This is a genomic window from Gemmata palustris, from assembly GCF_017939745.1.
Lineage (GTDB): Bacteria > Planctomycetota > Planctomycetia > Gemmatales > Gemmataceae > Gemmata > Gemmata palustris.
Genome location: NZ_JAGKQQ010000001.1, coordinates 578,491 through 603,768, shown reverse-complemented (window position 1 = coordinate 603,768; position 25,278 = coordinate 578,491). Strand labels below are relative to the sequence as shown.

17 protein-coding genes are annotated in these 25,278 nt (G+C 64.3%); 13 read left to right on the top strand and 4 right to left on the bottom strand.

The genetic code is table 11. The features are described 5' to 3' along the window. Nucleotides 1–306 precede the first annotated feature (306 nt). The 3 genes from J8F10_RS02425 (at nucleotide 307) to J8F10_RS02415 (ending at nucleotide 4,748) form a co-directional block, all read left to right on the top strand. On the top strand, nucleotides 307–2,805 hold the full coding sequence (locus J8F10_RS02425) for a DUF1592 domain-containing protein (protein ID WP_210652297.1): 2,499 nt from the start codon (nucleotides 307–309) through the stop codon (nucleotides 2,803–2,805). A gap of 56 nt (nucleotides 2,806–2,861) precedes the next feature. Further along, on the top strand, nucleotides 2,862–4,133 hold the full coding sequence (locus J8F10_RS02420) for a DUF1552 domain-containing protein (RefSeq protein WP_210652296.1): 1,272 nt from the start codon (nucleotides 2,862–2,864) through the stop codon (nucleotides 4,131–4,133). A 432-nt stretch (nucleotides 4,134–4,565) separates the two neighbouring features. After that, on the top strand, nucleotides 4,566–4,748 hold the full coding sequence (locus J8F10_RS02415) for a hypothetical protein (protein WP_210652295.1): 183 nt from the start codon (nucleotides 4,566–4,568) through the stop codon (nucleotides 4,746–4,748). A gap of 39 nt (nucleotides 4,749–4,787) precedes the next feature. Here J8F10_RS02415 and J8F10_RS02410 read toward each other — a convergent pair whose 3' ends face one another. After that, nucleotides 4,788–5,192 carry a CBS domain-containing protein gene (locus J8F10_RS02410; RefSeq protein ID WP_210652294.1) on the bottom strand — a complete coding sequence of 135 codons (405 nt, stop codon included), beginning with the start codon at nucleotides 5,190–5,192 and terminating at the stop codon, nucleotides 4,788–4,790. Between the two features lie 65 nt (nucleotides 5,193–5,257). After that, nucleotides 5,258–7,312 carry an RNA polymerase sigma factor gene (locus J8F10_RS02405; RefSeq protein ID WP_210652293.1) on the bottom strand — a complete coding sequence of 685 codons (2,055 nt, stop codon included), beginning with the start codon at nucleotides 7,310–7,312 and terminating at the stop codon, nucleotides 5,258–5,260. 125 nt (nucleotides 7,313–7,437) lie between these two features. Here J8F10_RS02405 and J8F10_RS02400 point away from each other — a divergent pair, with 125 nt between their 5' ends. The 8 genes from J8F10_RS02400 to J8F10_RS02365 all read left to right on the top strand — a co-directional run bounded on the left by J8F10_RS02400 (nucleotide 7,438) and on the right by J8F10_RS02365 (nucleotide 16,850). Then, the gene (locus J8F10_RS02400) at nucleotides 7,438–8,823 is read left to right on the top strand and encodes a DEAD/DEAH box helicase family protein (protein ID WP_210652292.1); all 1,386 of its coding nucleotides are present in this window, start codon (nucleotides 7,438–7,440) and stop codon (nucleotides 8,821–8,823) included. 100 nt (nucleotides 8,824–8,923) lie between these two features. Continuing rightward, nucleotides 8,924–10,144 (top strand): DUF790 family protein, encoded by a 1,221-nt coding sequence (locus tag J8F10_RS02395; protein WP_210652291.1) that lies wholly within the window; start codon nucleotides 8,924–8,926, stop codon nucleotides 10,142–10,144. 13 nt (nucleotides 10,145–10,157) lie between these two features. Then, a complete protein-coding gene (locus J8F10_RS02390; RefSeq protein ID WP_210652290.1) occupies nucleotides 10,158–11,060 on the top strand; it encodes a hypothetical protein in 903 nt (300 codons plus the stop codon). A 160-nt stretch (nucleotides 11,061–11,220) separates the two neighbouring features. Further along, the gene (locus J8F10_RS02385) at nucleotides 11,221–12,456 is read left to right on the top strand and encodes a Gfo/Idh/MocA family protein (protein WP_210652289.1); all 1,236 of its coding nucleotides are present in this window, start codon (nucleotides 11,221–11,223) and stop codon (nucleotides 12,454–12,456) included. Between the two features lie 16 nt (nucleotides 12,457–12,472). Further along, on the top strand, nucleotides 12,473–13,201 hold the full coding sequence (locus tag J8F10_RS02380; RefSeq protein ID WP_210652288.1) for a TIGR02996 domain-containing protein: 729 nt from the start codon (nucleotides 12,473–12,475) through the stop codon (nucleotides 13,199–13,201). A 26-nt stretch (nucleotides 13,202–13,227) separates the two neighbouring features. After that, the gene (locus J8F10_RS02375) at nucleotides 13,228–14,157 is read left to right on the top strand and encodes a sialidase family protein (RefSeq protein WP_210652287.1); all 930 of its coding nucleotides are present in this window, start codon (nucleotides 13,228–13,230) and stop codon (nucleotides 14,155–14,157) included. Continuing rightward, nucleotides 14,100–14,639, top strand: a complete 540-nt coding sequence (locus tag J8F10_RS02370) for a DUF4112 domain-containing protein (RefSeq protein ID WP_315854060.1) — start codon at nucleotides 14,100–14,102, stop codon at nucleotides 14,637–14,639. Before J8F10_RS02375 ends, J8F10_RS02370 begins: the two co-directional genes overlap by 58 nt. Before the next feature lie 192 nt (nucleotides 14,640–14,831). Further along, on the top strand, nucleotides 14,832–16,850 hold the full coding sequence (locus tag J8F10_RS02365; protein WP_210652285.1) for an amino acid transporter: 2,019 nt from the start codon (nucleotides 14,832–14,834) through the stop codon (nucleotides 16,848–16,850). Nucleotides 16,851–17,200: 350 nt separating this feature from the next. On the opposite strand, the gene J8F10_RS02360 is transcribed toward J8F10_RS02365, so the two are convergent. Next, nucleotides 17,201–20,440 (bottom strand): WD40 repeat domain-containing serine/threonine protein kinase, encoded by a 3,240-nt coding sequence (locus J8F10_RS02360; protein WP_210652284.1) that lies wholly within the window; start codon nucleotides 20,438–20,440, stop codon nucleotides 17,201–17,203. A 244-nt stretch (nucleotides 20,441–20,684) separates the two neighbouring features. Between J8F10_RS02360 and J8F10_RS02355 the strand changes: the two genes are divergently transcribed. Then, complete coding sequence (locus J8F10_RS02355) at nucleotides 20,685–21,689, top strand: zinc-dependent alcohol dehydrogenase family protein (protein WP_210652283.1); 1,005 nt, start codon at nucleotides 20,685–20,687, stop codon at nucleotides 21,687–21,689. Between the two features lie 151 nt (nucleotides 21,690–21,840). Here the strand turns inward: J8F10_RS02355 and J8F10_RS02350 are convergent, their stop codons facing one another. Beyond that, nucleotides 21,841–23,277, bottom strand: coding sequence for a sulfatase-like hydrolase/transferase (locus tag J8F10_RS02350; RefSeq protein ID WP_210652282.1), 1,437 nt, complete (start codon nucleotides 23,275–23,277; stop codon nucleotides 21,841–21,843). Nucleotides 23,278–23,378: 101 nt separating this feature from the next. On the opposite strand from J8F10_RS02350, the gene J8F10_RS02345 reads away from it, so the two are divergent. Further along, nucleotides 23,379–25,223, top strand: a complete 1,845-nt coding sequence (locus tag J8F10_RS02345) for an ABC transporter permease (protein ID WP_210652281.1) — start codon at nucleotides 23,379–23,381, stop codon at nucleotides 25,221–25,223. Nucleotides 25,224–25,278: the final 55 nt, after the last annotated feature.

Below are 25,278 nucleotides of genomic sequence, written 5' to 3'. Positions count from 1 at the left end.
AGCGCGAGCTACAGTTCGGGCAGCAATCCTCCCGGGCCAAGTTAACCGCCATATCCCCATCTTCACTTCGTGTCGGCTACCAGAATGAACGGCCCGACGATGCCATATCCATTGGGTAACCCGGAGAAAGTCCCAAAAGCAGAACAAACCCGCTGCCACCGGCCCCTAAACTAGGAAACAATGGAAGAACCCCTTCGTTTCGGGATCGTCGTAGCGGAGTGGACGAGGCGCGCCCGTTCCGTTGCGGGAGCGGCTCGCTACCGGGAGCCTGAAACCGGACTAACTGCTCCTACGGAGTCGGGATTCATGATCGCAACCCGTTCCCGTTTGTTTTGGGGGAGCGTCCTCCTGCTAGCCTCGGTTGCTCCCGCTCGTGCCCAGGATCGCGTTCCCTTCGAGGCGCAGGTCCGCACATTTGCTGACGCGCACTGCGTGAGTTGCCACGGACCCGATGTCCAGCGCGGGGAGTTGCGCCTCGACACACTCCCGTTAAAGTTGACCGATCCGGGCGCGGCCGCGACCTGGGTGAAGGTGTTCGACCGCGTCGCGCGCGGGGAGATGCCGCCCAAGAGCAAAGAGCGCCCGCCGGAGAAGGACACACAGGCGCTGCTCGCCGGGTTACAGACGCGCCTCCACGATGCGTCGCGGGACCGGCAGCAGGTGGACGGGCGCGTCGCGCTCCGGCGCCTCAACCGGACCGAGTACGAAACGACGCTGCGCGACCTGCTCGGCTCGAACGTCGAGGTGAAAGACCTGCTGCCCGACGACAACGTCGCGGCCGGGTTCGACAACGTGAGCGCGGTTCTCGATGTCTCCTCCGCGCACCTGCTGCGATACCAGGACGCGGCCGAGAAAGCGCTGCGCACCGTGATCCCGACGCGCCCGCGGGCCGAGTTCAAGGAGCGCCGGACCGGGCGCCAGGTCACCGAGAAGGTCGCGGGGCTCAAGGATCTGCTCGGCAAAGTGGTCCGGCTCGACGGCGACACGCTCGTCATGCACGTCCGCCCCTGGGGGCACGTTCCGTGCGCAACGGCCCCCGCGCCGCAGGCCGGGCGCTACCGCGTCCGGGCGTCGGTTTTCGTCGTGGGCACCGGCGGCAAACCGCTCCCGGTGATGCTCTCGTGCCGCGACCAGTATGGGCGCGACGACGCCGACGTGCGGGCCGTGCGCGACGTGCCCGCGGGGGCGCCCACGGTCATCGAGGGCGAATTCGACTTGACCACGCGGCAGGTGATCGTCTTCACCGGGTGGTCGTTACCCGAGACGCCGCGGACCCTCGCGCTGAGTAAAGACCCGCTCGACAAGTACCCGGGTCCGGGGCTGGCCGTGGAATGGGTCGAAATCGAAGGGCCGATCGGCGCGTGGCCCGGCGCGGGGTACGAGAACCTGTTTGGCGGGGTGCCGTTGAAGCCGACGTCCGTCGCGAAACTCATCGCCGCCGGGCGCCCGGAACCGCCGCAGCCCGCGAAGCGCAACCCGGACTCCTACATCTATGATCCGCTCACCCCGGCCCCGGCGCGCCCGCGCGAGGAGGCCGACCGGCTCGTGCGGGCGTTCCTCCCGCGGGCCTTCCGCCGGCCCGTTTCAAAGGACCTTGCGGACTACTACGTGAAGACGGTCCACGCGGCGCTCGCCCAGAAGGTGCCGTTCGCGGACGCGATGCTGCTGGGATACAAGACCGCGCTCTGCTCGCCGCACTTCCTCTTTCTCACCGAACCGACCGATGCGCGGGCCAAGAACCCGCGCCTGGACGATTACGCGGTCGCTTCGCGGTTGAGTTACTTCCTCTGGTCGACCGCGCCGGACGCGGAACTGTTCAAACTCGCGGGGGAGGGCGCGTTAACAAAGCCCGCGGTCCTGCGGACACAGGTGGAGCGGATGCTCAACGACCCCAGGGCCGCGCGTTTCACGGCCAACTTCGCCGGGCAGTGGCTCGACCTGCGGAACATTAACGCGACCTCACCGGACCCGCAACTGTACGGCGAGTTCGACGACTTCCTGTTCTGGTCGATGCCGCGCGAGACGCAACTGTTCTTCGAGGAGATCCTGAAGAACGACCTGAGTCTGACGAACTTCGTTCACTCGGACTGGACCGTCCTGAACCAGCGGCTCGCGCACCACTACGGGATCGCGGACGTGGCCGGGGGCGAGTTCCGAAAGGTGAAGCTCGCGCCGGGCAGTCACCGCGGGGGCGTTCTGACGCAGGCCGCGGTTCTGAAGGTGACCGCCGACGGCACGCGCACGTCGCCCGTGCTCCGCGGGAAGTGGGTGCTCGACAAAATCGTGGGCCTGCCCCCGGCCCCGCCCCCGCAAGACATCCCGTCTATCGAACCGGACATTCGCGGGGCGACGACGATCCGCCAGCAGCTCGACAAGCACCGCAACACGCCCGCGTGCGCGTCGTGCCACAAGCACATCGACCCGCCCGGCTTCGCTCTGGAAACGTTCGACGTCATCGGCGGGTGGCGCGAGTTCTACCGCGGCACGCGCGGCACGTCCGTGGAGCTGGTGAACTACCCGGGCCGAAAAATCTTCCGCGGACTGGACGTCGAGAAGGGCGGCGAGACCCCGGCCGGTAAACCGTTCAAGGACGTCGACGATTACAAGCTCGTTCTGCTCGCCGACAAGGACCAACTCGCCCGCAACCTCGCGCAGAAACTCGTCGTTTACGCCACCGGCGCGGACGTTCAGTTCGCCGACCGCGAAGTGATCGAGCACCTGGTCGCGAAAGCGCGGGAGAAGAACTACGCGTTCCGCTCGCTGATTCACGAGGTCGTGCAGAGTCGCGTGTTCCTGAACAAGTAGAACCGGCCGCGTGCGCCCCCGCCGCGCGGCACCAACCCCGAACCCCAGAACCGACAATGCCACTCGCACCGCTGAACCGCCGCACCGTTCTCCGCGCCGCGGGCACCGCGATCGGGCTCCCGCTGCTCGACGCGATGCTCCCGATCGGGCGCGGCGCGGAGCAAAAAGTGGCCGCCATGCGAGCGAAGCGCGTGCTCCTCATCGGGCGCGGGCTCGGGTTCCACGCGCCGTTCCTGTTCCCTCAGAAGGCCGGGAAGGACTACGAGCCGACGCGGTACCTGAAACCGCTCCAGGACCACCGCGACCGCTTCACCGTGTTCTCCGGGATGTCGCACCGCGGGTACCCCGGCGGTCACGGAACCGGGGCCGCGCTGTTCACCGGCGTGGCCCCAGAGGGGATGCGCCAGGGCGACTTACGGAACACGATTTCGCTCGATCAGGAGGTCGCGGGGCGACTCGGGGGCGAGACGCGGTTCGCGTCCCTGCAACTCGGTGGCGGCGACCTGTCGTGGAACCGCAAGGGCGTGAAACTGCCGTCCGAGGACCGGGCCACACAAGCCTTCAAGCAGTTGTTCATTAACGGTACGCCCGCAGAAGTCGCGCGCGAGATCGAGCGCATCAAGAGCGGGCAGAGCATCCTCGACGGCGTGCGCGAGCAGGCCAACGCGCTCGCGAAGACCCTCGGCCCGACCGACCGCCAGCGCCTCGACCTCATGCTCACGTCCATCCGGGAGGCCGAACAGCGCCTTCAACAGGACCAGGCGTGGGTCAAGACGCCCAAGCCCAAAGTGAGCGCCAAACCGGTTACCGATGACCACACCACCGACAACAAGATGCTGGCGCGCGAGCGGCAGTGGTTCGATCTCGTACACCTGGCGCTCCAGACCGATTCCACGCGCGCCGTATCCTTGTTTCTCTGGTCCCACAACGAACGCATCGACCTACCGGGCGTCGCGGTCTCGCACCACGACGCCTCGCACCACGGGCAGGACGATTCAAAAATCAAGCAACTCGCGACGATCGAGGAAGCGGAGATGAAGCTCTTTGGTGAGTTCCTCGGCAAAATGCACGAGACGGAAGAGGGCGGCTCGTCGCTCCTCGACCAGACCGTGATCGTCCACGCGAGCAACCTCGGCAACGCGTCCGCTCACACCAGCGACAACCTGCCGATTATTCTGGCGGGCGGCGGGTTCAAGCACGCGGGCCACCTCGCGTTCGACCGCAAGAACAACGAGCCCCTGTCGAACCTGTTCGTCCGCGTGCTCCACCAAATGGGGCTCGAGATCGATAAGTTCGGCAGCAGCACCGGGGCACTTTCCGGGGTGTGACGCACTCGCTCCTGCAATTCGACGTGCGGATCGGTTCGGGGGTGCGAATGAAGTTGGTTGGTGGGGCGTCACTTGGGACGTTCCCAAAGACTTCTCCGCCTCCTCCGTGTCGGTGATCCTGACCATTTCGGACAAGACCGGGCAGGAAACGCTTCACACGCTCAACCTGCGCGTAATCACCGAGCGGTAGTTGCGTGCAAGGGGAACTGCCGCGACCCGCGCAACCGGGTCCAATTGCACTCCGATTCGGGCACTGTCGGTCCCGAATCGGGCCGATCACACCCATTGTTCTTTTTGTAGCGCCCGAACGTCCCGTCTGGGCCGACAATTCGGACCTTTGGGTCCGAACCGCGCGACACTCACCAACACCGACTGGAAGAGCGGCGTTAAAAAGTCGATGATGAACGGGTTCGCCGACGCGAGGAGAGAACGATGTCACAGGCCACGAAACCACAAACGTCCGCTTCTGCCATACCGACCGGCGCACCAGAACCGGCCCCGCCGTACCGTCGCGTTTACGCCTGGGTGTTTCAGGCGTGGCTCATCATGTTTTTGGGCGTCATCTGTTGCGCGCTGGCGTTCTACCTGCTCTCGTACATTCCGAAGCCGAAGTAACCCGATCGAGCACCTCGGGGGCAAAGCCGAACGGGAGCTTCACCGTAACTTTTTCAGCACGTCCACGGGGCTAATCACGCCGACCACGACGCCACTCGGGTCCACCACGAACAGGTGGTGGATACCGAGTTCGAGTAGCTGTTCGATCACCGACCGGGCTGGCGCTTCCACGCGGATCGTGTACACCGCGGGGGTCATCACCTCGGTCACCGGGGTCGTGTCGGTCGGGCTGGTGCCGCCCGCGTGACGCGCGTGGAGGAGAATGTCCGTCTTCGTGACCACGCCGACCGGGTGCCCACCGGGGTTAATCACCACCGCGGCGCCGAACCCGCGCTCGGTGAGGAACGCGGATGCTTCTGCAACGGTCGCGGTGTCAACTAGCGAGACTGGCGCAGCGCTCATCAGATCGGCCGCGGTGTTGGCGTGAAGAGTGAGCGCGGACATGATGAAGCTCCGAGTGCGAAGTGCTCTTACCGTCGCACCCGGAGACGAAGGAGTCAAGCGCGGAGCTACTTCTTCCCCTCCTCCGCGGTGAAATCCCAGAACCCGACACGGGTTTCCGAACCGTGCGGTTCAAGGATCGCGAGTAGTGGTTTGGTCGGGCAAAATGCTAGTTTCGCCTTGGATGCGGGCCAAGTCTTTAGCGCCTTGCCCGTCTGCGTGTCCCAGACGACGAGAACAACCATGCCTGGAACCCAATCTTCCGAGTTCCTCCTGTCGTCGGCTTGCCGAGTAGTGGCTTTGTAAGTTTGGCACACGGCGGCCAGTAACCGACCATCACCCGTAAAGGTGGACATCCCAGAAAGTAGGTCTCCCGTCGCAGCCCCTTCGAGGTCGGGCAGTGCCTTACCCGTGTCTGTTTCTAATACTTTTGAGCGACCTATACCCCATGACACAAGTAGCCGCTTACCGTCTTGGGAAAAAACGATGTGTGATCGATTATAACCCGGTCCCGGTCTCACCCTTTTAGACTTATCGGTCGGGAGTGGATAATCAGAAATTTTCACCCCACGATCCACATCGAATATCGTCACTTTCGTCTCACCCTCGTCGAAAACGGCGAGACGTGTCCCGTTCGGTGAGAGTGTGTACTTAACTGGATCGAATTTCAGAAACGACTTACCCAACTTGCCGGTCGTGGCGTCCGCCTCTACGACCTCGAGTTTCGTGATTGAACCAGCGATATCACGGTGATAGGCGACGGTACGGTACGTCTTCCAGTCGGAAGCGAAAGCGTAACCGTGTGTTTCCTTTGGGTCTAATTCAACGGTGCGCTTGGTAACCAGATCCGCCGGACGCATTGCTGAAACGCCAACAAAGCCCCCTGGCGGACGCGCCCCCCAAAAGTCCAGGCTGTGGTGCCCGCTGATAAGGTTGTACTCGCGGAGATCAGTGACAACCCCCGTACCATCGGGCGCGACAGCGATAAGGTTCGCGGCTGCGCTGGGGTCCGCGTCCATGCGCTTGGCATTGGGAGAGACGCCCAACAACCACACGATCGCCCTTGTCTTCTTGGCTTCGGCCGGTCCCACAGATTCTGAACCGCTGACGGCGAGGTGCGTGCCAGTCACGTTCCACATGGGCAAAGTAGGGTCGCTGACGTACAGATCAAATGAACGCTGCATTTTCGGCTCGGTGGTGAACGCGTTATCGTTGAGCTTCGGCTCCACTTTCGGTTGAGGCACGGGTTCAGGCTTCTCCGCGACAACCGGCGGTTTCGGCGGTGCATCCGGTGGCGCATCACCCGGCCGCGCGGCAAACACGGCTCCCGTAACTACGGCGACCGTCACTAACCCGAACACAAGCGTCTGGCGCACGGTCAATCCCCCCTTTGCGAGTTTGGCGAGCGGACCACGAACAGCGCCGCCGACCGAGTAATCAGCAATCAACCCGCACGTTTTCGTAAGCAGTTCGTTCGGAAGTACCGTTGCGGCCTGCATTTCGGAAACGGCCACAGGCAAGATCGCGACCGAGAGTGCGATTCCGCGTTTCGTGAGCCGCGCCGCGAGTTTCTTGCGCCCGTTGGCGAGTCGGCTCGACAGCGTGCCTTCGGGAATCCCCAGCGCGGTTGCAGCTTCTTCGCGTGATGCGCCGCGCAGGTCGCACAGCACAATCGCTTCGCGGTAGCACTCTGCGAGCGCGGCGAGTTCCTCGTCCAGAATCGGAGCCAGTTCCGGCATTGCACCTAACTGAGCGGGCGCGGGGTAGTCGGGCAGGTTCGACATCGTGACCTCCCGCGTACTTCTCCGAGCCGCCGACCGGCGCGCCCGCCACGCGACCCGGAACGCGACGCCGTACAACCAGTTCCCGAGTAATGCAGCATTTCGGAGAGAATGAGCTTTCTGTGCTAGCACGAGGAACGTGGCCTGGAATGCGTCCTCGGCGTCCTGCGCGTTCCTCGTCACGCGGCGGCACACGCCCAGTACCAGTGCCCCGTGTCGGCGCACCAGTAACTCGAACGCGGCGGCATCTTTCGTAGTGGCAAAGTGCGCGAGTAACTCGGCATCGGTCGCGCCGGGCTGCTCCAACTGCCGCAAGATTTCCGCCGGCCGGGTCGCGTTCATCTGGTCCCCTTCCCCCCTTGTACTCCCCGCGCAGCCCGCGCGCGTCGCGCGAAATTTGCGGGAAGTCGGTCGATGATACCCGGCTGCGCTAGGCAACCGCAGCGGATCGCGTCATAATCCGGGGTATGAGCGATACACCGGTTGCGCTGAGTTACGATCGCGGCACCGTAACGGTGACGGGCGGCCCGCCCGGGTTCGTCTTCAACACGCTGCCCGGCGTGGTGTTCGACCCGCGCACCACCGCCCACCGCGCCCAGGGTCGGCACTACCGCTCCATCGTGGAACACCTCGTCCGCGAGAAGATCCCCTACGAAGACACCGCGCGCGGCTGGCAAAACGAACCGGCCGGTTGGAAGTTGAACGCGGAGCGCACCGCACGCGAGTACCAACTGAACGCCCTGAACGCCTGGATGAAGGGCGGGCGCCGCGGGGTGGTCGTGATGCCGACCGGCACCGGCAAAACGTTCGTAGCGTTCCTGTGCATCGAGAAGGTGAGCCGGCCCACGATCGTCGTCACGCCGAAGATCGACCTGATGGTGCAGTGGGCGCGCGAACTCGAACAGTCGTTCGGCGTACCCGTCGGCATGGTGGGCGGGAACGAGCACAACTTCCAACCGCTCACCGTCACCACTTACGACTCGGCCTACATCCACCTGGAGAAGTGGTCGAACAAGTACGGCCTCATCATCTTCGACGAGTGCCACCACTTGCCCGGCGAATCGTACTCCCAAGCCGCGAACGCGAGCCTCGCCCCGTTCCGCCTGGGCCTGACGGCCACCCCCGAACGCGCGGACGGCGGCGAACAGATGTTCCCGCAACTGATCGGCCCGATCTCGTACCGGCTCGACATCACGGACGTGGCGGGCGAATTCCTCGCCCCCTACGAGACGCGACAGGTCTTCGTCAACCTCACGCAGGAAGAAGAGGAGACGTACCGCAACTGTCGCGAGGAGTACAAGAATTTCACGGCCGAGCGCGGCATCAGCATGAGCGGACCGGACGGGTTCCGGCGGTTCCTCTTTGAAGCCAGCAAGACGCCCGACGGCTGGAAGGCGCTCCGCGCCTACCGCGAGCAGAAGCGCATCGTGCAAGCCGCGAGCGGAAAGTTCAAGCTCCTCGAAGAGCTCCTCGTGCGCCACGCGAACGACCGCGTGCTGATCTTCACCGCGGACAACGCCACTGTGTACGAGATCGCGCGCCGGTACCTCATCCCCGCGATGACGAACCAGACCAAGCCGAAGGAACGCAAGGCGATTCTCAGCAACTTCCACTCGGGAGCGTTCAACGCGGTCGTAACGTGCCAGGTGCTCAACGAGGGCGTCGACGTGCCGGCCGCGGGCGTGGGGATTGTGCTTTCGGGTACTGGTAGCGCAACGGAAAACGTCCAGCGCCTCGGGCGCATCCTCCGCAAATACGGCGACAAACAGGCGATTCTGTACGAAGTGATCGCCCGCAACACCGCAGAAGAGTTCGTCAGCGACCGCCGCCGACAACACCGCGCGTTCCAATGAACTTGGCGAACGGCCGGTGTGAGCCGGTCGGTGGGGATCCTAACAGTCGCCGTAAATCTCACCGGCCGGCTCACACCGACCGTTCGCCCGGAAAGATACCATGCTAACAGGCAAGATGGTTCGCGTGCGGCACGCGAAGAACCGGCTCGTTCCGCTGTACGTCGAACCGGGCGACGAGAGCCTTCTCGCGCTCGCGGAACAACTGTTGTTCGCGTACCGGGGCTCGCCGGGCCGAACGCGCGGCGAGATCGAAGATGAATTCACCGACCTGATACCGGAAGGCCCGCGCGGGCTGCTCCCGGCCGGGCTCGCGAAGTTACTCGAAGACCGGTGCGAGTTCGAGGTTTCAGCCGACCACCCACCCGACCAGTTGCGCGAAGCTGTCTTCAAAGCCGCGGCCGCTGCGCGCGCCGAAGCCGCGAACGCGATGCGCCCGTTCGACCGCGCGGGGGTCATGAAGGAAGTCGCAGAGCAACTGTCACTCACAATCGCCCCGGAAGACATCGACCGCAGCCTGTTCGCGGACCTCAAGGACGAGCAGCGCGTCATCTCGTTTGAAGACATCACCGCGGAACAGCTCCTCAACCGCTACAACGTGGCGCTCGCGCAGTCGATTCTGCTGCGTTGCACCCTGATGGAACTGCGAGTCTACGCCGAAACCCCCGCGCGCTTCCGCCAACTGTTCCGCGCGGTGAAGTTCCACCGGCTCATCTGCACGATTCAGGAGACGCCGGGAAACAGCTACAAACTCACGCTCGACGGCCCGCTCTCATTGTTCTCGTCCACGAACAAGTACGGGTTGCAGCTCGCGATGTTCCTGCCGACACTCTTGCACTGCAAGGCGTTCGACCTGCGTGCGAACATCCGTTGGGGCGCGGAGCGCAAGGAGAAGACGTTCCAGCTTTCGGGCCTGGACGGGCTGAAATCACACACCGCGGACTTCGGCGTGTACACCCCGCCCGAACTCCAGATGTTCGGGGACACCTTCGCAACCAAGGTCAAGGGCTGGATTCTGGACACCGACCCGCACCCGATTCTGCTACCGACCAGCACATGGGTGCCGGACTTCAAATTGACGCACGTCAAGACCGGGAAAGAGGTCTTCGTGGAGATATTCGGCTTCTGGCGCAAGGGCGACATCGAAACGCACTACAAGAACTTGGCGAAGGGCGTGCCAGGCAAGTTCGTGCTATGCGTCTCCGAACAAATGCGTGCGGACGAAGAGTCCGAAGTGGCGTTCGGCAACGGCGTGTACCGCTACAAGCGCACCCCGCTCCCGGAAGAAGTGGCCCGAATTGCGGCACTGGTCGCGGGGGTGTAGCTGAGGACACGAAATGGGTGTTTTCGACCAAGCAGCGCGGTTCGCAGCGCAAGCCGATGCCGGTGTAGTTCCGGCCCGTCTGCTCACTGGGTCCGGGCTGGCGCTTACGTTCCGTGAATGGCTCGACACACGGACGATTCCCCTCCCCGGCGGACCGGACCGAACTGCCGATTTAGTCGCGGCCCTCGATACCGGTGCTACCAACGACGCACCGTGGCTGCTGGTGTTGGAGTTTCAGGCACAACCCGATGCGGATAAACTCGATGTGACACTGGAAGAGGTCGCGGTTCTCCGAAGTCGAGCGCGTCACGGCGCCGATCGTAAAGGTAAGTACAAGGTCACAACTGGGTTGGTCTACACGCGGGACCGGTGCCCGGACGATACTCTGGACATGCGCCTGCCGGACGGTTCGGGTACCAGACATACCACAAGAACTTGGAACGTCGCCGAAGACGATGCCTCGAAAGCGCTCGATGCCGTAACCGCTGGCTCGGTGTCGTGGGGAATGTTGTTCTGGGTTCCCCTGATGGCCGGAGCCGACCAAGAAGCGCCTATCGCTCGATGGAAGGAGTTGGCCACGAGCGGTGTAAAGGATCGCGTGCGGCGCGGTGACTTGGCAGTTGTCGCACTGGTATTTGCGGAGTTGGCCGGCCGAAGTATCGTTTGGAAACGCGCACTGGAGGATTTCGATATGACCGAATCGCAAGTTGTGAACGAATGGATCAGCCGGGCTGAACTGCGCAAGGAGCAGCAACTGGTCGTGCGACTCCTCAACACACGATTCCCGGGCAAGGCCTCCGCAGAAGTCACCAAAATCATCAGTGAGCAGGAGAGCGCCGACCTCTTGAATCACTGGTTCGATACGGCCGCCTCTGTGCCCACCTTCGATGAGTTCTTGAAGGTGCTCAAGCAGTGAAGTGAGCGGCATCGGGCCGCAATCGCACCCGTTCCTCAATGTCACGACGGGCGCGGGCGCACCCTCGTCGAACAAATCAGCAGCTTCGCGCGGGGCACGTCTTCGGTTAGCATCTCCTCCGTTCTTCTCTCCCCATTCGCCGAGACGGAGCTTCACGCCAATGTCTTCTCCCGACCGCCGCACGTTCATCGCGAGTTCGGCCGCAGGCGCCATCGCGCTTGGCGCGCCCGCCGTTCACGCACTCGGAGCCAACGAGCGCCTCAACATCGGTCTCATCGGTAGCGGAAACCGCGGGCGCACGATCAGCACCGAGTGCGTCAAGGCCGGGCACAACGTCGTCGCAGTCGCAGACATCGCCAAGTTCCGCCACGAATACATCATCGGAGAACTGGCGAAGGTCAAAGGACCGAAACCTACTGTTTACGACGACTACAAGCAGCTACTGGACCACAAGGGGCTGGACGCGGTCATCATCGCGACCCCGGACCACCACCACAAAGAACAGTTGCTCGCGGCGATGGCCGCGGGCAAGCACGCCTACTGCGAAAAGCCGCTCAGCCACACCATCGAACAGGGCAAGGAGATGGTCGCGGCCGTGCGAAAGGCGAAGAAGATCGTGCAGGTCGGCAACCAGCGGCACAGCGGCGAGCACTGGGCGCGATGTAAGGACGTGATTCAGTCCGGCGACTTCGGCGACTTGGTGTGGGTGAAGGTGTGGGATTGCCGCAACTGGATCAAGCGCGACCCGTTCGCGCCGCCGAAGTCGTTCGACGAGGCGCAGCAGAAGGGCGTGAACTGGGAGGCGTTCCTCGGCACCGCGAAGAAGGTGCCGTTCGACCCGGTTCGCTACTGGGCGTGGCGCTGGTACTGGGACTACGCGGGCGGGTTGCTCACCGACATCGGCGCGCACCAGCTCGACATCGTTCAGTGGCTCGGGGGCGTCGAGATGCCCAAGAGCGTGACGACCAACGGCGGTACGTACCACTTCAAGCACTGGGAAACGCCGGACGTGGTCCACGGCGTGTGGGACTACGGCAAGTTCACGGCCACGTTCGCGGTGGAGTTCATCAACGGCTACGACGGCGTCGGGGCCACGTTCTACGGCACGAAGCAGACGCTCCACTGCGACGCGGACGCGGGCGGGTCCATCAAACTGTTCGACACGATCGACAAGTTCACCCCCACCATGAAGCCGAAAGCCGAATGGAAGGTGGAGAACGAAACGCCGCTCCACGTCCGCAACTGGCTCAGCGCGGTGAAGGACAACAAAGACCCGAGTTCGCCGATCGAGTTGGGGCACCGCGTCATCACCGCCGCGCACCTCGCGAACATCGCGTACCGCACCGGCAAGAAGGTGATGTGGGACGCAGCGAAGGAACAGATTGTCACCGGCTGAACGAGAGGAGCAGACCTTGTCGGACGAAGCCGCGTTTCTGGCCGCGCTGAAGGCGAACCCCGCCGACGATACGACGCGGCTCGTCTACGCCGACTGGCTCGACGAACACAACGAGCCAGTGAAAGCGGAGTATTTGCGACTCGTTGTGAACCTCCCGACGCTTGGTGACGACATTGATTTAATCTCGGGTAAAGCCACCCACGCAAACAAACTCGGAGCCGCATTGCCAACGCAGTGGAAAGAGGCCGCGGCAGCACGGTTCGACCTCGTGATGCTGGACTATTCCGACAAAATCAAATCTATCAAGCGAATTCGCGAGGTATTTAAGGTCCAACTCGGGTCTGCAATCGCAATTGCGCATTACCTTCCGAACCGAGTCTTGACTTGGGTATCGATTGATGCTGCCGGGCAATTGCTTCCCAAATTTGACGACAGCACTATGAGACTCGCAGTCCGTCCGTCAGATCGCATCGGCAATCCAACGCCCACGCTTTTCAGTGTTGTCGCGGAGTGCTACGACTGGAAAGAGGACGGCCCTGGAGGTAAGGCGAGTGCGCAGACGGATCTCTTAACCTTGGTATCTCGTGCCCTCAATCTACCTGAAAGTGAAGCCGCGCAGCGATTGACAACGCGCCCAGTCGTTCTGCTGGACGGAGCCTCGCTCATAGAAGCCGCACATTTGGAAGAGCGGAGCCAAGAACTCACGACTCACCTAACCAGTTGTAGAGTCACTCGGTCTACATAAATTTCCTCCTAACACACGACACTCCTATGTTCATTTTCGAGAAAGCCCCCTTCCCGTCCTGCCACGCCTCCACCATCGTGGAGCACGAAGAAGGCAAGCTCATGGCCGCATGGTTCGGCGGCAAGGACGAAGGCGCGAAGGACGTGCAAATCTGGGCCAGCACCTTCGCGGGCAAAGCGTGGAGCGAACCGAAGGTGGTCGGCACCGAGCCGGGGCAACCGTGCTGGAACCCGGTGCTGTTCAAGACCGCGAAGGGGACGCTCTTCCTCTGGTACAAGGCCGGCCCGAAACCGGACAACTGGACCGGGTACGTCCGCACCTCGACGGACAACGGCAAGACGTGGACGAAGCCCGAAATCATGCCCAGCACACTCGTCGGCCCGGTGCGCGCGAAGCCGATTCAACTCGCGAACGGCACGATTCTCGCAGGTACATCGTGGGAGAGTTATCGCAACTGGACGCCGTTCGTGGATCGCTCGACCGACGAGGGCAAAACCTGGAAGCGCTCGAACCCGTTCCCGGTGCCGGAGAAGTTCAACCAGATTCAGCCGACCCTGTTTGAAACCAAAGACGGGAAGCTCGTTGCGTTGATGCGGTCGAGCAACCCGCGCATGATTTGCCGGTCGGAATCCGCGGACGGCGGCGCGACGTTTTCACCCGCCGAGGAAACAAAGCTCGCGAACCCGAGTGCGGGAGTCGACTGCGTGAAGACCAAGGAGGGGGACGTGTTCCTGATTTACAACCCCACCGCTCTCCTCCGCACCCCGATCAGTCTCGCGCGCTCGGCCGACGACGGCAAAACGTGGACCCGGGTCGTGGACCTCGAAACCGAACCGGGCGAATACTCGTACCCTGCCATCATTCAGTCCGCCGCGGGCACGCTGGAGATCACTTACACGTGGAAGCGAACGCATATCAAGTACCACAGCGTGGACCCCAAGAAGTACCGGAACTGACAACGGTTCGGATTCTTCCCACGCCGGCAGAGCAGGCCGAACTCACGATCATCCGTGGGTTAGCCAAGGTGATGGACGAAGCGGTCACGCTTCCCAACACGAACCTCAAGGTCGGGTTGGACGCGCTCCTCGGCCTCCTCCCTGTCGTGGGCGACGTGGGTAGCGCGGCGATCGGCGCGTACATTCTCCGCGCCGCGACGCGCCTCGGGGTGCCGTCGGTCGTGATCGCCCAAATGCTGCTCAACCTGCTGATCGACGCGGTGCTCGGGATGGTTCCGATTTTCGGCGACTATCTCGATGTGCTGTACAAAGCGAACGTGAAGAACGTCGCGCTTGTGGAACGGGCCATCGAGAACCGCCGCACGGCCGCGGCATCGAGTTGGCTCAAACTGATCGGCACCTTTACGGCGTTCGCGCTGATCGTGGGCGGGGGGATCGTGGGCACGGTGTTTGTCGTGAAGTGGTTGTGGAACGCAATGTGACGCCGAGAGTTACGGCGCGGCAAAACTCCAACTCTCGCCCCAATGAATCGCGCGCGCGATGGATTCTCGTCGCCCTTCCCGATAGACTAGCGTTCGGTTTTGGGGCGGTGCGATCAACCTGTAACCGCCCTTTTCACCGCTCGCTGCCCGCGCCCGTCGCGCGCGCTCGCGCGCGGCACGCCTCCCCCTCAAATGAGCGATCAACCCGGTGCCCACGCGGAGCCGGCCAAACCGCACCACCAGTCCTTCTGGCTGTGGGTGATGTGTCTGACCGGCGTCGATTACTTTTCCACCCTCGGCTACCAGCCGTCCATCGCCTACGAGAACGCGGGCCTCCTCGCGCCGCTCGCGACGATCGTCCTCGTCCTCGTCACGCTGTTCGGCGCGCTGCCCATTTACTGGTACGTGTGCGGGCGCTCCCACACCGGGCAGGGCTCGATCGGGATGCTCGCGAAGCTCGTCTCCGGGTGGGGCGGAAAGGTGCTCGTCCTCACGCTGCTCGGGTTCGCCGCCACCGACTTCGTCATCACGAAGACGCTCTCCGGGGCGGACGCCGCCGTCCACATGATTACGAACCCGAACTGGCCACTGGCCGTTCCCGACGACGCGGAGAAGACCCGGCAGGCGGTGTACGTTACCGGGTTCCTGCTGATGCTCCTCGGCGCGTCGTTCATGCGCGGGTTCCGCGAGGTCATCGGGCTGGCGGTCGTCATCGTCGGGGCGTACCTGGTTCTGAGCGCGATCGTGATCGGGGCGGGCGTCGCGCACCTGATCGAGAACCCGGCCGCGTTCCATCAATTGGTGGACCACGTGCGGTCGGGCGAGTGGTACCTGAAGGAGTCCGAACGGCCGCTCGCGGGCACCGGGCTCTTCACCGTCGTCGCCATCAGCCTGATTATCTTCCCCAAACTCGCGCTCGGCCTGTCCGGGTTCGAGACCGGGGTCGCCGTGATGCTGCTCGTAAAGGGGCGGCCGACGGACGACCCGAAGAACCCGAAGGGCCGGATCGCGAACACGCGCAAGCTGCTCATTACCGCCGCCGCGATCATGTCCGTTTACCTCGTCTGCTCGTCGGTGGTGGTCGGGTGCCTGGTCCCCCCCGAACACCTCGTGAAAGTGAACGCGGCCGGGGACGAGCGGGACGGGGTCGCCGACAAGGATCTGAAGGCGAAGGACCGCGCGCTGGCGTACCTGGCGCACGGCGAGAACCGGGAGGGCAAGTTGCTCCCGTTCTTCGGCGACGAGTTCGGGACCGTCTACGACATCGCGACCGTCGTCATTCTGTGGTTCGCCGGCGCGAGCGCGATGGCCGGGTTGCTCAACCTCGTCCCGCAGTACCTCCCGCGGTACGGCATGGCCCCCGAGTGGACCCGCGCGACGCGCCCGCTCGTGCTGCTGTTTACCGTAATTAACCTGATCGTGACCGTGATCTTCAGGGCGAACGTGGACGCGCAGAGCGCCGCGTATGCGACCGGCGTGCTGGTACTCATCACCAGCGCCTGCGTCGCGAGCGTGATCGACATCTGGCAACGGCGCACGGGTCGCTGGTACGCGCGCCTGTGCTGGCCGTTCGTGCTCATCACGCTCGTGTTCGTCTACACCACCATTGCCAACGTGTTCGAGAAGCCGGACGGTATCAAGATCGCCGGGTTCTTCATCCTCGCGATTCTGGTCACGTCGTTCTGGTCGCGGTGGGCGCGGAGCCGCGAGCTGCGGTTCGCCGGGTTCAAGCTCCCGGACGCGGAATCGCGCCTCATGTGGGACACGATCCGCGACCTGGAACTCACGGTTCTGGTGCCGCACCGCCCGGGGCGCCGGAGCCTCGCCAACAAGGAGGGCCAGATCCGGCGCGAGCACCGCATCCCGCGCGACCTGATGATCGTGTTCGTCGAAGTGGAACTGGACGACACGAGCGACTTCGTGAACGAGCCGGAACTCCGGGTGACGCGCGAAGAGGGGCGCTACGTCGTGAAGATCACGCGGGCCGCGTCCATCGCGCACACGCTCGCGGCCCTCGCCCTGGAAATGGCGAAAGTCGGGCGCCCGCCGGAAGTCCACTTCGGGTGGACCGATGACAGCCCGGTGTCCGGCACGCTCGGGTTCCTCCTCTTCGGCGAAGGCAACGTGCCGTGGATGGTGCGCGACCTGATCCGCCGGGCCGAACCCGACGAGGCGAAGCGCCCGCTCATTATCATCGCGGGAACCGCGTAACGTATTTTGTGGGGCCGAGCCGACTCTGCGGCTCGCCCCCACCCCAACCAGGAGCACGGAAAACACGCCAGCACCACCGTTTGTTGAGGCCAGCAACACAGTAGCGATCGCTGGTTACAATGGGCGTCCAATTGTTGCATGGTGGGTCGAGCCGGCTCTGCGGTGAAGGCCCACCACAACCGGTGACCCCAAGAAGGGACACCGGTGACGTTTGTTGACCGGTCGGCGTGGTAGCCAATGGTTGTGGTGGGCTACGAAATGCGGAGTCGACCGGTCGGCGTGGTAGCCAATGGTTGTGGTGGGCCTTCGCCGCAGAGCCGGCTCGACCCACCCTACTACGAAATGCGGAGTTAATCCCGGGCGTCCCAGACCGCGATCTGACCGTCCCCACCCGTGACCATGAATTTGCCATCGGTAGCAAATTCAATGACGGTCACCGGCGTGGAGTGCCGCTGAAATGCGAACAAATCCTGCCCCGTCTTGAGATCCCAGAACACGACCTCGCCCGTGGCACAACCGCTGACCAACGTGCGACCATCGGGCGACACGCCCAAACCGGTCACGCGCCCGACGTGACCAAAAAGGCGCATCTCTTCCCGGCCCCCGACGGACCACACAACAATGCCCCCGTCGCGCCCCGCGGCCGCGATCCGGTCGCTCCCGGGGAGGAACTGGAACACGGCCCGATCATCGACGTAAAGCGTTGCGAACAAGGTCGGGGTGCCAACGGCCCATACCCCCACACCGGTCGCGGTGCGCGCCGCGACGAACCGGCCGTCGTCCGAGAGGGCGAGATCCTGCACCGGGCGCCGGAGGCCGGTATCGATCGAGTCCAAAACGGTCCGGTCCGTAACCGACCACACGGTTACCCGTCCCGAGTCGTCACCGGCGGCCACCCGCGCACCGTCCGGTGTCAGTGCGGCATCGGTGAGCGCGCGGCGGGCGGGTGATCCGGCCCGCAACAACTCGCGCGTGTTGCTACCGACCAGATCGGACACCACGACCGACTTCCCGTCGAACGCGACCGTGCGGGTCCCCCCCCCCTCGAGCACCCGAACGACCCGAACGGCGCCGGAGATCTTCGCCACCGCACCGGTCCCGTAGCGCTTAACAGCACGGTCCGTCGCAACAACGAACGTCCCGTCCGCGCTCGCGACGGAGATCGAAACGACCCGGCCCTCGGTCCACGCGCCGCGGGCGCGCGGGTCGCGGTCCACGTCCCACGAGCGAACGGTCCCGTCGTCGCTGCCGGTGAACAGAGTTTTGCCGTCGGGCGAGAAGGCGCCAGCGAGAACCGCGCCCGAATCGCCGGTCGCGAGGTCCGCTGCGCCGAGGCGGATGCGCCCCGGTTTCCCGTTCGTCGCAATAGTGGTCCCGCTGGTCGCGATCCAGGAAACGCTCCCCCCGGCCGGAGTCGATTGGGACGCGCCCGCGACGAACACGCTCCCGCCTTCGGTCCCAATAACGGGCACGCCGCGGGCGGTCGCGGCGAGCGCGGAGACGTCCGCACGGGACACGGGAACCGGCAGCTCCTCGCGCTTCAAATCGGTCGCCCGCCGGCAGACAATTCCCTCCGCGTCGGCGGTCAGCACTTTCGTGCCGTCGGGCGCGACCGCGATGGCCGCGATTGCCGACCCGTTCGCGGCCCCCGGAATCACGAGCCGCACGTGTGGGGTCGCGAGTTGCACCTTCATCAACGAACCGCCGGGACCACCGACGAACACGGTCTTCCCGTCGGGCGCAACGGCACAACAGCTCACGTCGTCGATGGCGAACCGCCGACCGTCCGGCGCGCGCGATAAAGCACCAGTCGGGGCGGCGCTCCAGGTGGTCAAAGTCGAGGAGGAATCATCGAACCGCCCGACGGTCACGATCACGGTTCCGCCCAGGCCAAAAGCGACGTGCGTCACGTCCCCCGCGTGCGCTTTGAGTGTGCCGAGTGGGTTCCCCGTTGCGCGGTCCCAAACAGCAAGCGTGCCGTCCGCGTGGCCGGTGGCGAGGCGCGTGCCGTCGGGCGCCGCCGCGAGTGCGGTAACGGCCCCCGCGGGGCACTCGATCAGGAGCCGGTCCGACTTGACGAGCCGCGAAAGGTAATCGTGCGTGAAGTCGGTCGATTCTACGAGCGTACTCGCCGCGCGCCGGGCCGAATCGAGCGCGTCGACCGCCCCCCCGGTGTTCCCCCCGCGCCACGCATAATATGCGTCGCGCACGTGGCGCGCGTACTCGCGCTGTTGATCGGCCCGGTGGCGGTCGGCCTGGTCACTGAGCGCTTTGTTGCGGTCGTCGCGCAGGTTGCGCGTCTGCCACGAGTTCCACGTCCCGAGGAGCGTGACGGACAGAGCGATGACGGCGAGCACCGCAATGGCCACGATCTGGTCGTTGCGGCGGAGCCAGCGGACCGCGCGCCCGGACCACGCGAGCGGCCGGGCGACCGTCGGGCGCCCGTCGAGGAACCGGCGCAGGTCGTCGGCGAGGTCGATCGCGGTCCGGTACCGGTCGCCCGTGTCGCGGGCCATTGCCTTCAAGCAAATCGCTTCCAGGTCGCGCGGGAGGTCGGGGCGCAAGTGGCGCGGGTGCGTGGCCCTCCCCTCGACGGACTGCCGGAGCACCTCGACGTCGCTGGCACCGTCGTAGGGCGCGCGCCCGGCGACCAGTTCGTAGAGCACCACCCCGAGCGCGTACACGTCGGCCGGCGGGCCGATGTCCTCGCGCCGGGCCTGGGCCTGTTCCGGGGCCATGTACTTCGGCGTGCCGAGGATCTGGCGCGTGCCGGTCTCCGACGGCCCGCCGCGCTCGGCCAGTTTCGCCAGCCCGAAGTCCACCACCCGCGGGACGTAATACTCCCCGCGCATCTGAACGCTGCCGGCGGGCGCCTCGTCGTTCTCCTCGACCTTCATTTCCTGGAGGATCACGTTGTTCGGTTTCAGGTCGCGGTGCAGAACGCCGCGGTCGTGCGCGTGTTGCACCGCGTCGGCGACGGTCGCGACGAGCCGCGCGGCCTGGCGCACCGGAACCGGGAACGCCTGTCGGTCGATCCACTCCGCGAGCGTCAGGCCGGGGCAGAACGCGGTGGCGATGAAGCAGAGCGGGCCGATCTCGCCCCACTCGTAGACCGGGACGAGGTTGGGGTGATCGAACTCCGAGGCCGCGAGCGCTTCGAGTTTGAGCCGGCGCTTCGCGTCCGCGTTCAGCAGCATTTCGGGGCGCGGGATCTTCAGGGCGATTTCGCGCCGGAGCTTGGGATCGTAGGCGAGAAAGACGATTCCGCACCCGCCCTTGCCGAGCTGCCGGCGCAACTCGAACCGGCCGATGCGGTGCGCACTTCCCGTCAACGAAGGGGGCGGTGTGAACGAGGAGCGGCCCGGCCGGTACCCGGGGTCCGGGAGCAGTTCGCCGAGCGACCCCTCGTTCGGTGCGTCCGGGTGCATCGGGGTAACGGGGCGCTCGGTGGTCACCGAGGACGAGCTGGGCGGCGGGAACGGAACGTTGACCGTCAGCGCGTCCGTGTCCCCGCCCTCAAGTCCCTGGTCGTAGGCGGCCAGAAAGCGCGCAAGGTGCTCGTCAATTTTCAGCGAGTCGGACGAATCCATCAGCGAATAACCAGACGCGAGTGGACGGTTCGTCAGCCGGACTGTGCCCAGTTTACCATAGACAGTCCGGGCGGCAGAATCGTGAATTCCGTGAAATCCTTTGTGCGCCGGCCGAATTCACGCCCCCAGACGAAGGAGAAAATCGAACGCGGCGCGCCCTTTTCTTCACCCCAAAAGGGCCGACTTCTGTAGCACAGGTCGAAAGCCCGTGCGCCCGTGTCGCCCCCCTATGAGGAGCAATACCGTGAAGGCACTCGTCATCCAACCCGCGTTCGGATTAGAAAATCTCGCGGTCGCGGAGCGCCCCGCCCCCACCCCGGGGCCGGGACAGGTACTGGTCCGCGTGCGGGCCGCGTCGCTGAATTTTCGCGATCTTCTACTCGCGAAAGGGCAGTACAACCCCAAGCTCCAGTTCCCCCGCGTCCTCGGGTCCGACGCGGCCGGCGAGGTGGTCGCAGTTGGCCCGGGCGTGACGCGCTTCAAAGCCGATGATCGTGTAATGAACTGCTTCATGCCCGACTGGGAAGACGGACCCATCACCGACGCGGTCGCGAAATCGACGTTCGGTAGCGACCGCGACGGCGTGTTCGCCGAATTCGTGGCGCTCGACGAGCGCGCGGTTGTTACGATCCCGGCTCACCTCACGTTCGAGGAAGCCGCGACGCTCCCGTGTGCGGCGGTGACCGCCTGGAACGCTTTGACAGCAGCGGAAACCGCCCCCGGTACGACCGTGCTGCTACAAGGTACCGGCGGCGTTTCCATTTTCGCCCTGCAACTCGCCCACGCACTCGGGGCACGCGCGCTGATTACGTCCAGTAGCGACGAAAAACTCGCCCGCGCAGCAGCGCTCGGAGCCGCGGCCGGCGTGAACTACCGCACGAACCCGGACTGGGACAAATGGGCGCGCCAGCAGACCGGAGGAGCCGGCGCGGACCTCGTCGTAGAAGTCGGCGGCGCGGGCACGCTCGAACGCTCGGTGAAGGCCGTCAAAACGGGCGGGCACGTCGCGCTAATCGGCGTACTCGCCGGCATGGGGCCGTTTAACCCAATAGCGGTACTAATGAAAGCGGTCCGGCTCCAGGGCGTGTTCGTCGGCTCGCGCGCGATGTTCGAGCAAATGAACCGCGTGATTACAGCGAAGCAGATCCGGCCGGTGATCGATCGCGTGTTTCCGTTCGCCGAAGCCCCGGCCGCCTTCAAATACATGGAAAGCGGCGCGCACTTCGGCAAAGTCGTGATGAGCGTGTGAGCGCAACGGATCAAAACGGAACACAAAAAGGCAGGAAAAGAGCCGCGGATAACGCAGATTACGCGGATCAGACAGAGGAACGGTTTTTTAGCCCGGTGGGGCTAAAAACCACACCGTTCTCTGCCTTTTTGTAACCAATCCGTCTTTTGTCCTAATCCGTGTTTTCGGTGTTCATCCGTGGCGATTTCTCGCTTTGCAGTTCTTCGCGTAACTTCGCTTCCAGTTCATCGGCGCGGTCGATATTTCGTGCGCGGATGTCGTTCACTTCCCAGCGGTCGTCGGGCTTCTCGTACAGCAGCGGCTCGCGCGACGAATCGCCTTCGGGCGCGCGCGTCGGAACCAACAGGGCCGAGTCTTCGGTGCGAATAGCGATCTCGGTCGCGTCACCGAGTTCGAGTCGCGTACACACGAACGCACGCGCCGATTCCGCTTCCCCGCGCGCGAGCGGGAGCAGGTTGAGGCCGTTCGTGCTAGCGGGCGGATCGATTCCGAAGAGCGCTTGAAGTGTGGAGAACACGTCCGGTGGTTGTGTGAAGCCCGAGACCCGCCGCCCGGCCTGTTCCGCTTGTGGAAGGCGCATCAGTAGCGGCAGGTGAACGAGTTCCTCGTGGAGCCAGGGGCGGTGCAAACCGATTTGCCCGTGCTCGCCGAGCGGGTGCCCGAAGTCCGATGTGACGATCCACGTCGCCGATTGGCCCAGTTCGCGCGCACGCAGGTGATCGAAGAGGGCACCGAGTTCCGCATCGAGTTTGGTCACGACGGCCGCGAACGTGCATCGCAGCCAGTCCCACGCATCGAGGTCGCTCCGGTCGAACGGTCCGGTCGGCGGGTCCGCGAACGGTGCCACAGGTTCCTCTTCGCGCACCGGGGGGCGAGGATCGGGATTCAGCGGTTCGGGATCGTCATCTATTTCGGGTTCATCTTCTTCCCCAGTTTCGCCTTCTGCGGTTTCCTCTCCCGCATCGGTTTGTTCGTCCTCAGTCGGTTCCTCATCGCGCTCGCCCGAATCCTCCTCGTCTTCCAAGTACGCTTCAAACACGTCTTGCTGCACGTCCCACGGTGGAATGAGCCGGTCCGTTTCGATCCAGAGCAGGAAATCGGGCACGTTTGCGAGGCGGTCGAGAATAGCGGGAAATGCGCGTAGAAGTTCATCGAGCGGAGAATCATCGTCCGCTTGCGGGCGGGCGTCGAACACTTCGTCCCACCCGGCGTAGAACCAGTCTGGGGCGTCCGTATCGGGGTGGTTCGCACGAACGAGGATGGTCTTGGTGAGACTCGAAAACGACCTCTCCCCAACCCCTCCCCTAAAAAGGAAGGGGCTTAATACCAAAGGCAATACGGGTGTAGTGCCAACTGTGGTTGACTCTGCTCCCCCTTCCTTTTCAGGGAAGGGGGCCGGGGGGTTAGGTTCCCCCCCCAACCACGCGCGGCGCGCGGCGGTCGGTTCGGGGCAATCGCTCATGTGCCGGTCGAACGTGACCGCCTCGGACGCGAGTCGGTCGAGGTGCGGGGTGCCGACCCAATCGTTGCCGTAGGCGCCCAACCACCCGGCCGGGCACCCGTTCAGCGCGAAGAAGATAACTTTCATACGGGACGGATTCTTCCGGGTGCGAGAAGGTTCGCGAAGGCTATTCGCTGCGGTCTTTGATGATAAGCTAGCGGGGTCCGCCACAGGACGGGAGGTTCAGCGTGCTCGGTCCGATCTTTTCGCGGGAACTCGTGACCGTGCCGCGGCGCAGTGGGCACTACGCCCAGCGCATGGCACTCATCGGTCTGCTCGGCATTTTAGGCATCACCACCTGGCAGGCCACAATCGGCTTCGCGCGCGACGCCACACTCGGCGAAACGGCGAACGTCGGGTTGCTCCTGTTCCAGATCGTCGCGTTCGTGCAACTGCTCCTCACACTGTTCTTCGCAACACTCTCGGCCGCGAGTGCCGTTTCGCAGGAAAAAGACCGCCGGACGTTCGTACTCTTGCTGCTCACGGACATGCGCGACTACGAAATCGTGCTCGGGAAGCTGATCGGCGCGCTGCTGCCGATCTTGATCCTGCTCTTCGTCAGCGCGCCCGTGTTGTCAATGCTCTTGTTGCTCGGCGGGATCAGTCCCGAGCAGGTGTTCCAGGCGGTGCTGGTGCTGTTCGCGTCGGCGGTAGCGGCCGGGTCGCTCGGCGGGCTGGTGGCACTGTGGCGCGAGAAAACGTATCAGGCTCTCGCGCTTTCCGTGCTGTTCCTGGTTTTGTACGTCTGCATCGCCCAAGGGGTCACTTCGGTCGGGCCGCTTATCGCGAGTGGCGTCGATTGGGCCAGTGCCCAGGCGTGGCTCGACCCGTTTATTGCGATGCAATCGGTACTCGAACCGCCCACCGACGGCTGGCAGGGATTGGCCCCGGCCTACGGGTTCCTTCTGGTGATGTTCGTGTTGTGTGCCGCGCTGAACGGCGTGGGCATCTGGAAATTGCGGAAATGGAACCCGAGCGGCGAACCGATCATGCAGCGCGAGGGCTCCTCGGCGACCGAAGACCCGGAATCGGACGAGTCGATCGCTGCTGAGAAGCGCGCGAAGGCGCACGCGGCACCGGGCGAGATCCGACAGGTGTGGCCGAACCCGATTTTGTGGCGCGAGATCCGCACTCTCGCCTACGGTCGGCGCCCGCTGCTCGTGAAGTTCGCGTTCGGAATCGTGCTCGCGCTCATCCTATACTTCGCCGTGAGTGAGTTGAACCGCCCCGGCGGGCGCCCCAGTTTCGCCGCCGCTTACGGACTGGTTCCGGTCGCGGTGCTGAGCCTGCTGCTCGTCGCGGCGCAAGCTGTCACTTCGATCACATCAGAGCGCGACGGCGGCGCGCTGGACGTGCTGCTCGTAACGGACGTTTCGCCAAGGGAGTTCGTCTTCGGCAAGCTATTCGGTGTGCTGTACAACACGAAGGAGTACATCATCCCACCGTTGTTGCTCGCGGGGTTCTACGCGGTCCGCGGCGCGCTCACGCGCACGCCGTCGGAAACGCCCGCGGGCGAAGCCCTCGCAGCGAACTTCGGTCCGCTGGTCGCAGTGTGCGGTGCGCTGCTCGTGCTGTTCGGGTTCGCGGTCGCACTCGGGTTGCACGTCTCGCTCCGCATCGTACAGAGTCGGCTCGCGATCGCGCACACGCTGGGTACCGTGTTCTTCCTTTCCGTCGGCACACTGATTAGCATCTACCTGATCGTCATCAACGGCGGCAGCTTCGGGAACCAGTGGTTCAGCTTCATCTCGTTCCTCGTACTCGGTATCGGTGGGCTGCTCTACGTGCTCAGCGCCGACCGCCCGGCCACCGCGCTTACGATCGCGAGTGTGATGTGCCCGCTCGCCATGTTCTACTGCGTGGTGAACGTTCTGATCGGCGGGAAACCGGGCACGGACGAATCGGGCGACCCGCTCATCCCGTTCCTCATGCTCGGGGCCGCGTTCGGGTTCGCCATCTTCTCGATGCTGTTCCCGCTCGTTACCGATTTCGATGTGTCGCTCGGGCGCACCGCTCAACCGAACGAGAGCTGAGTTCCGGTCCGGACCGCGCAATTCGCTCTCGGAACTGGATGTAACGGAGATTATT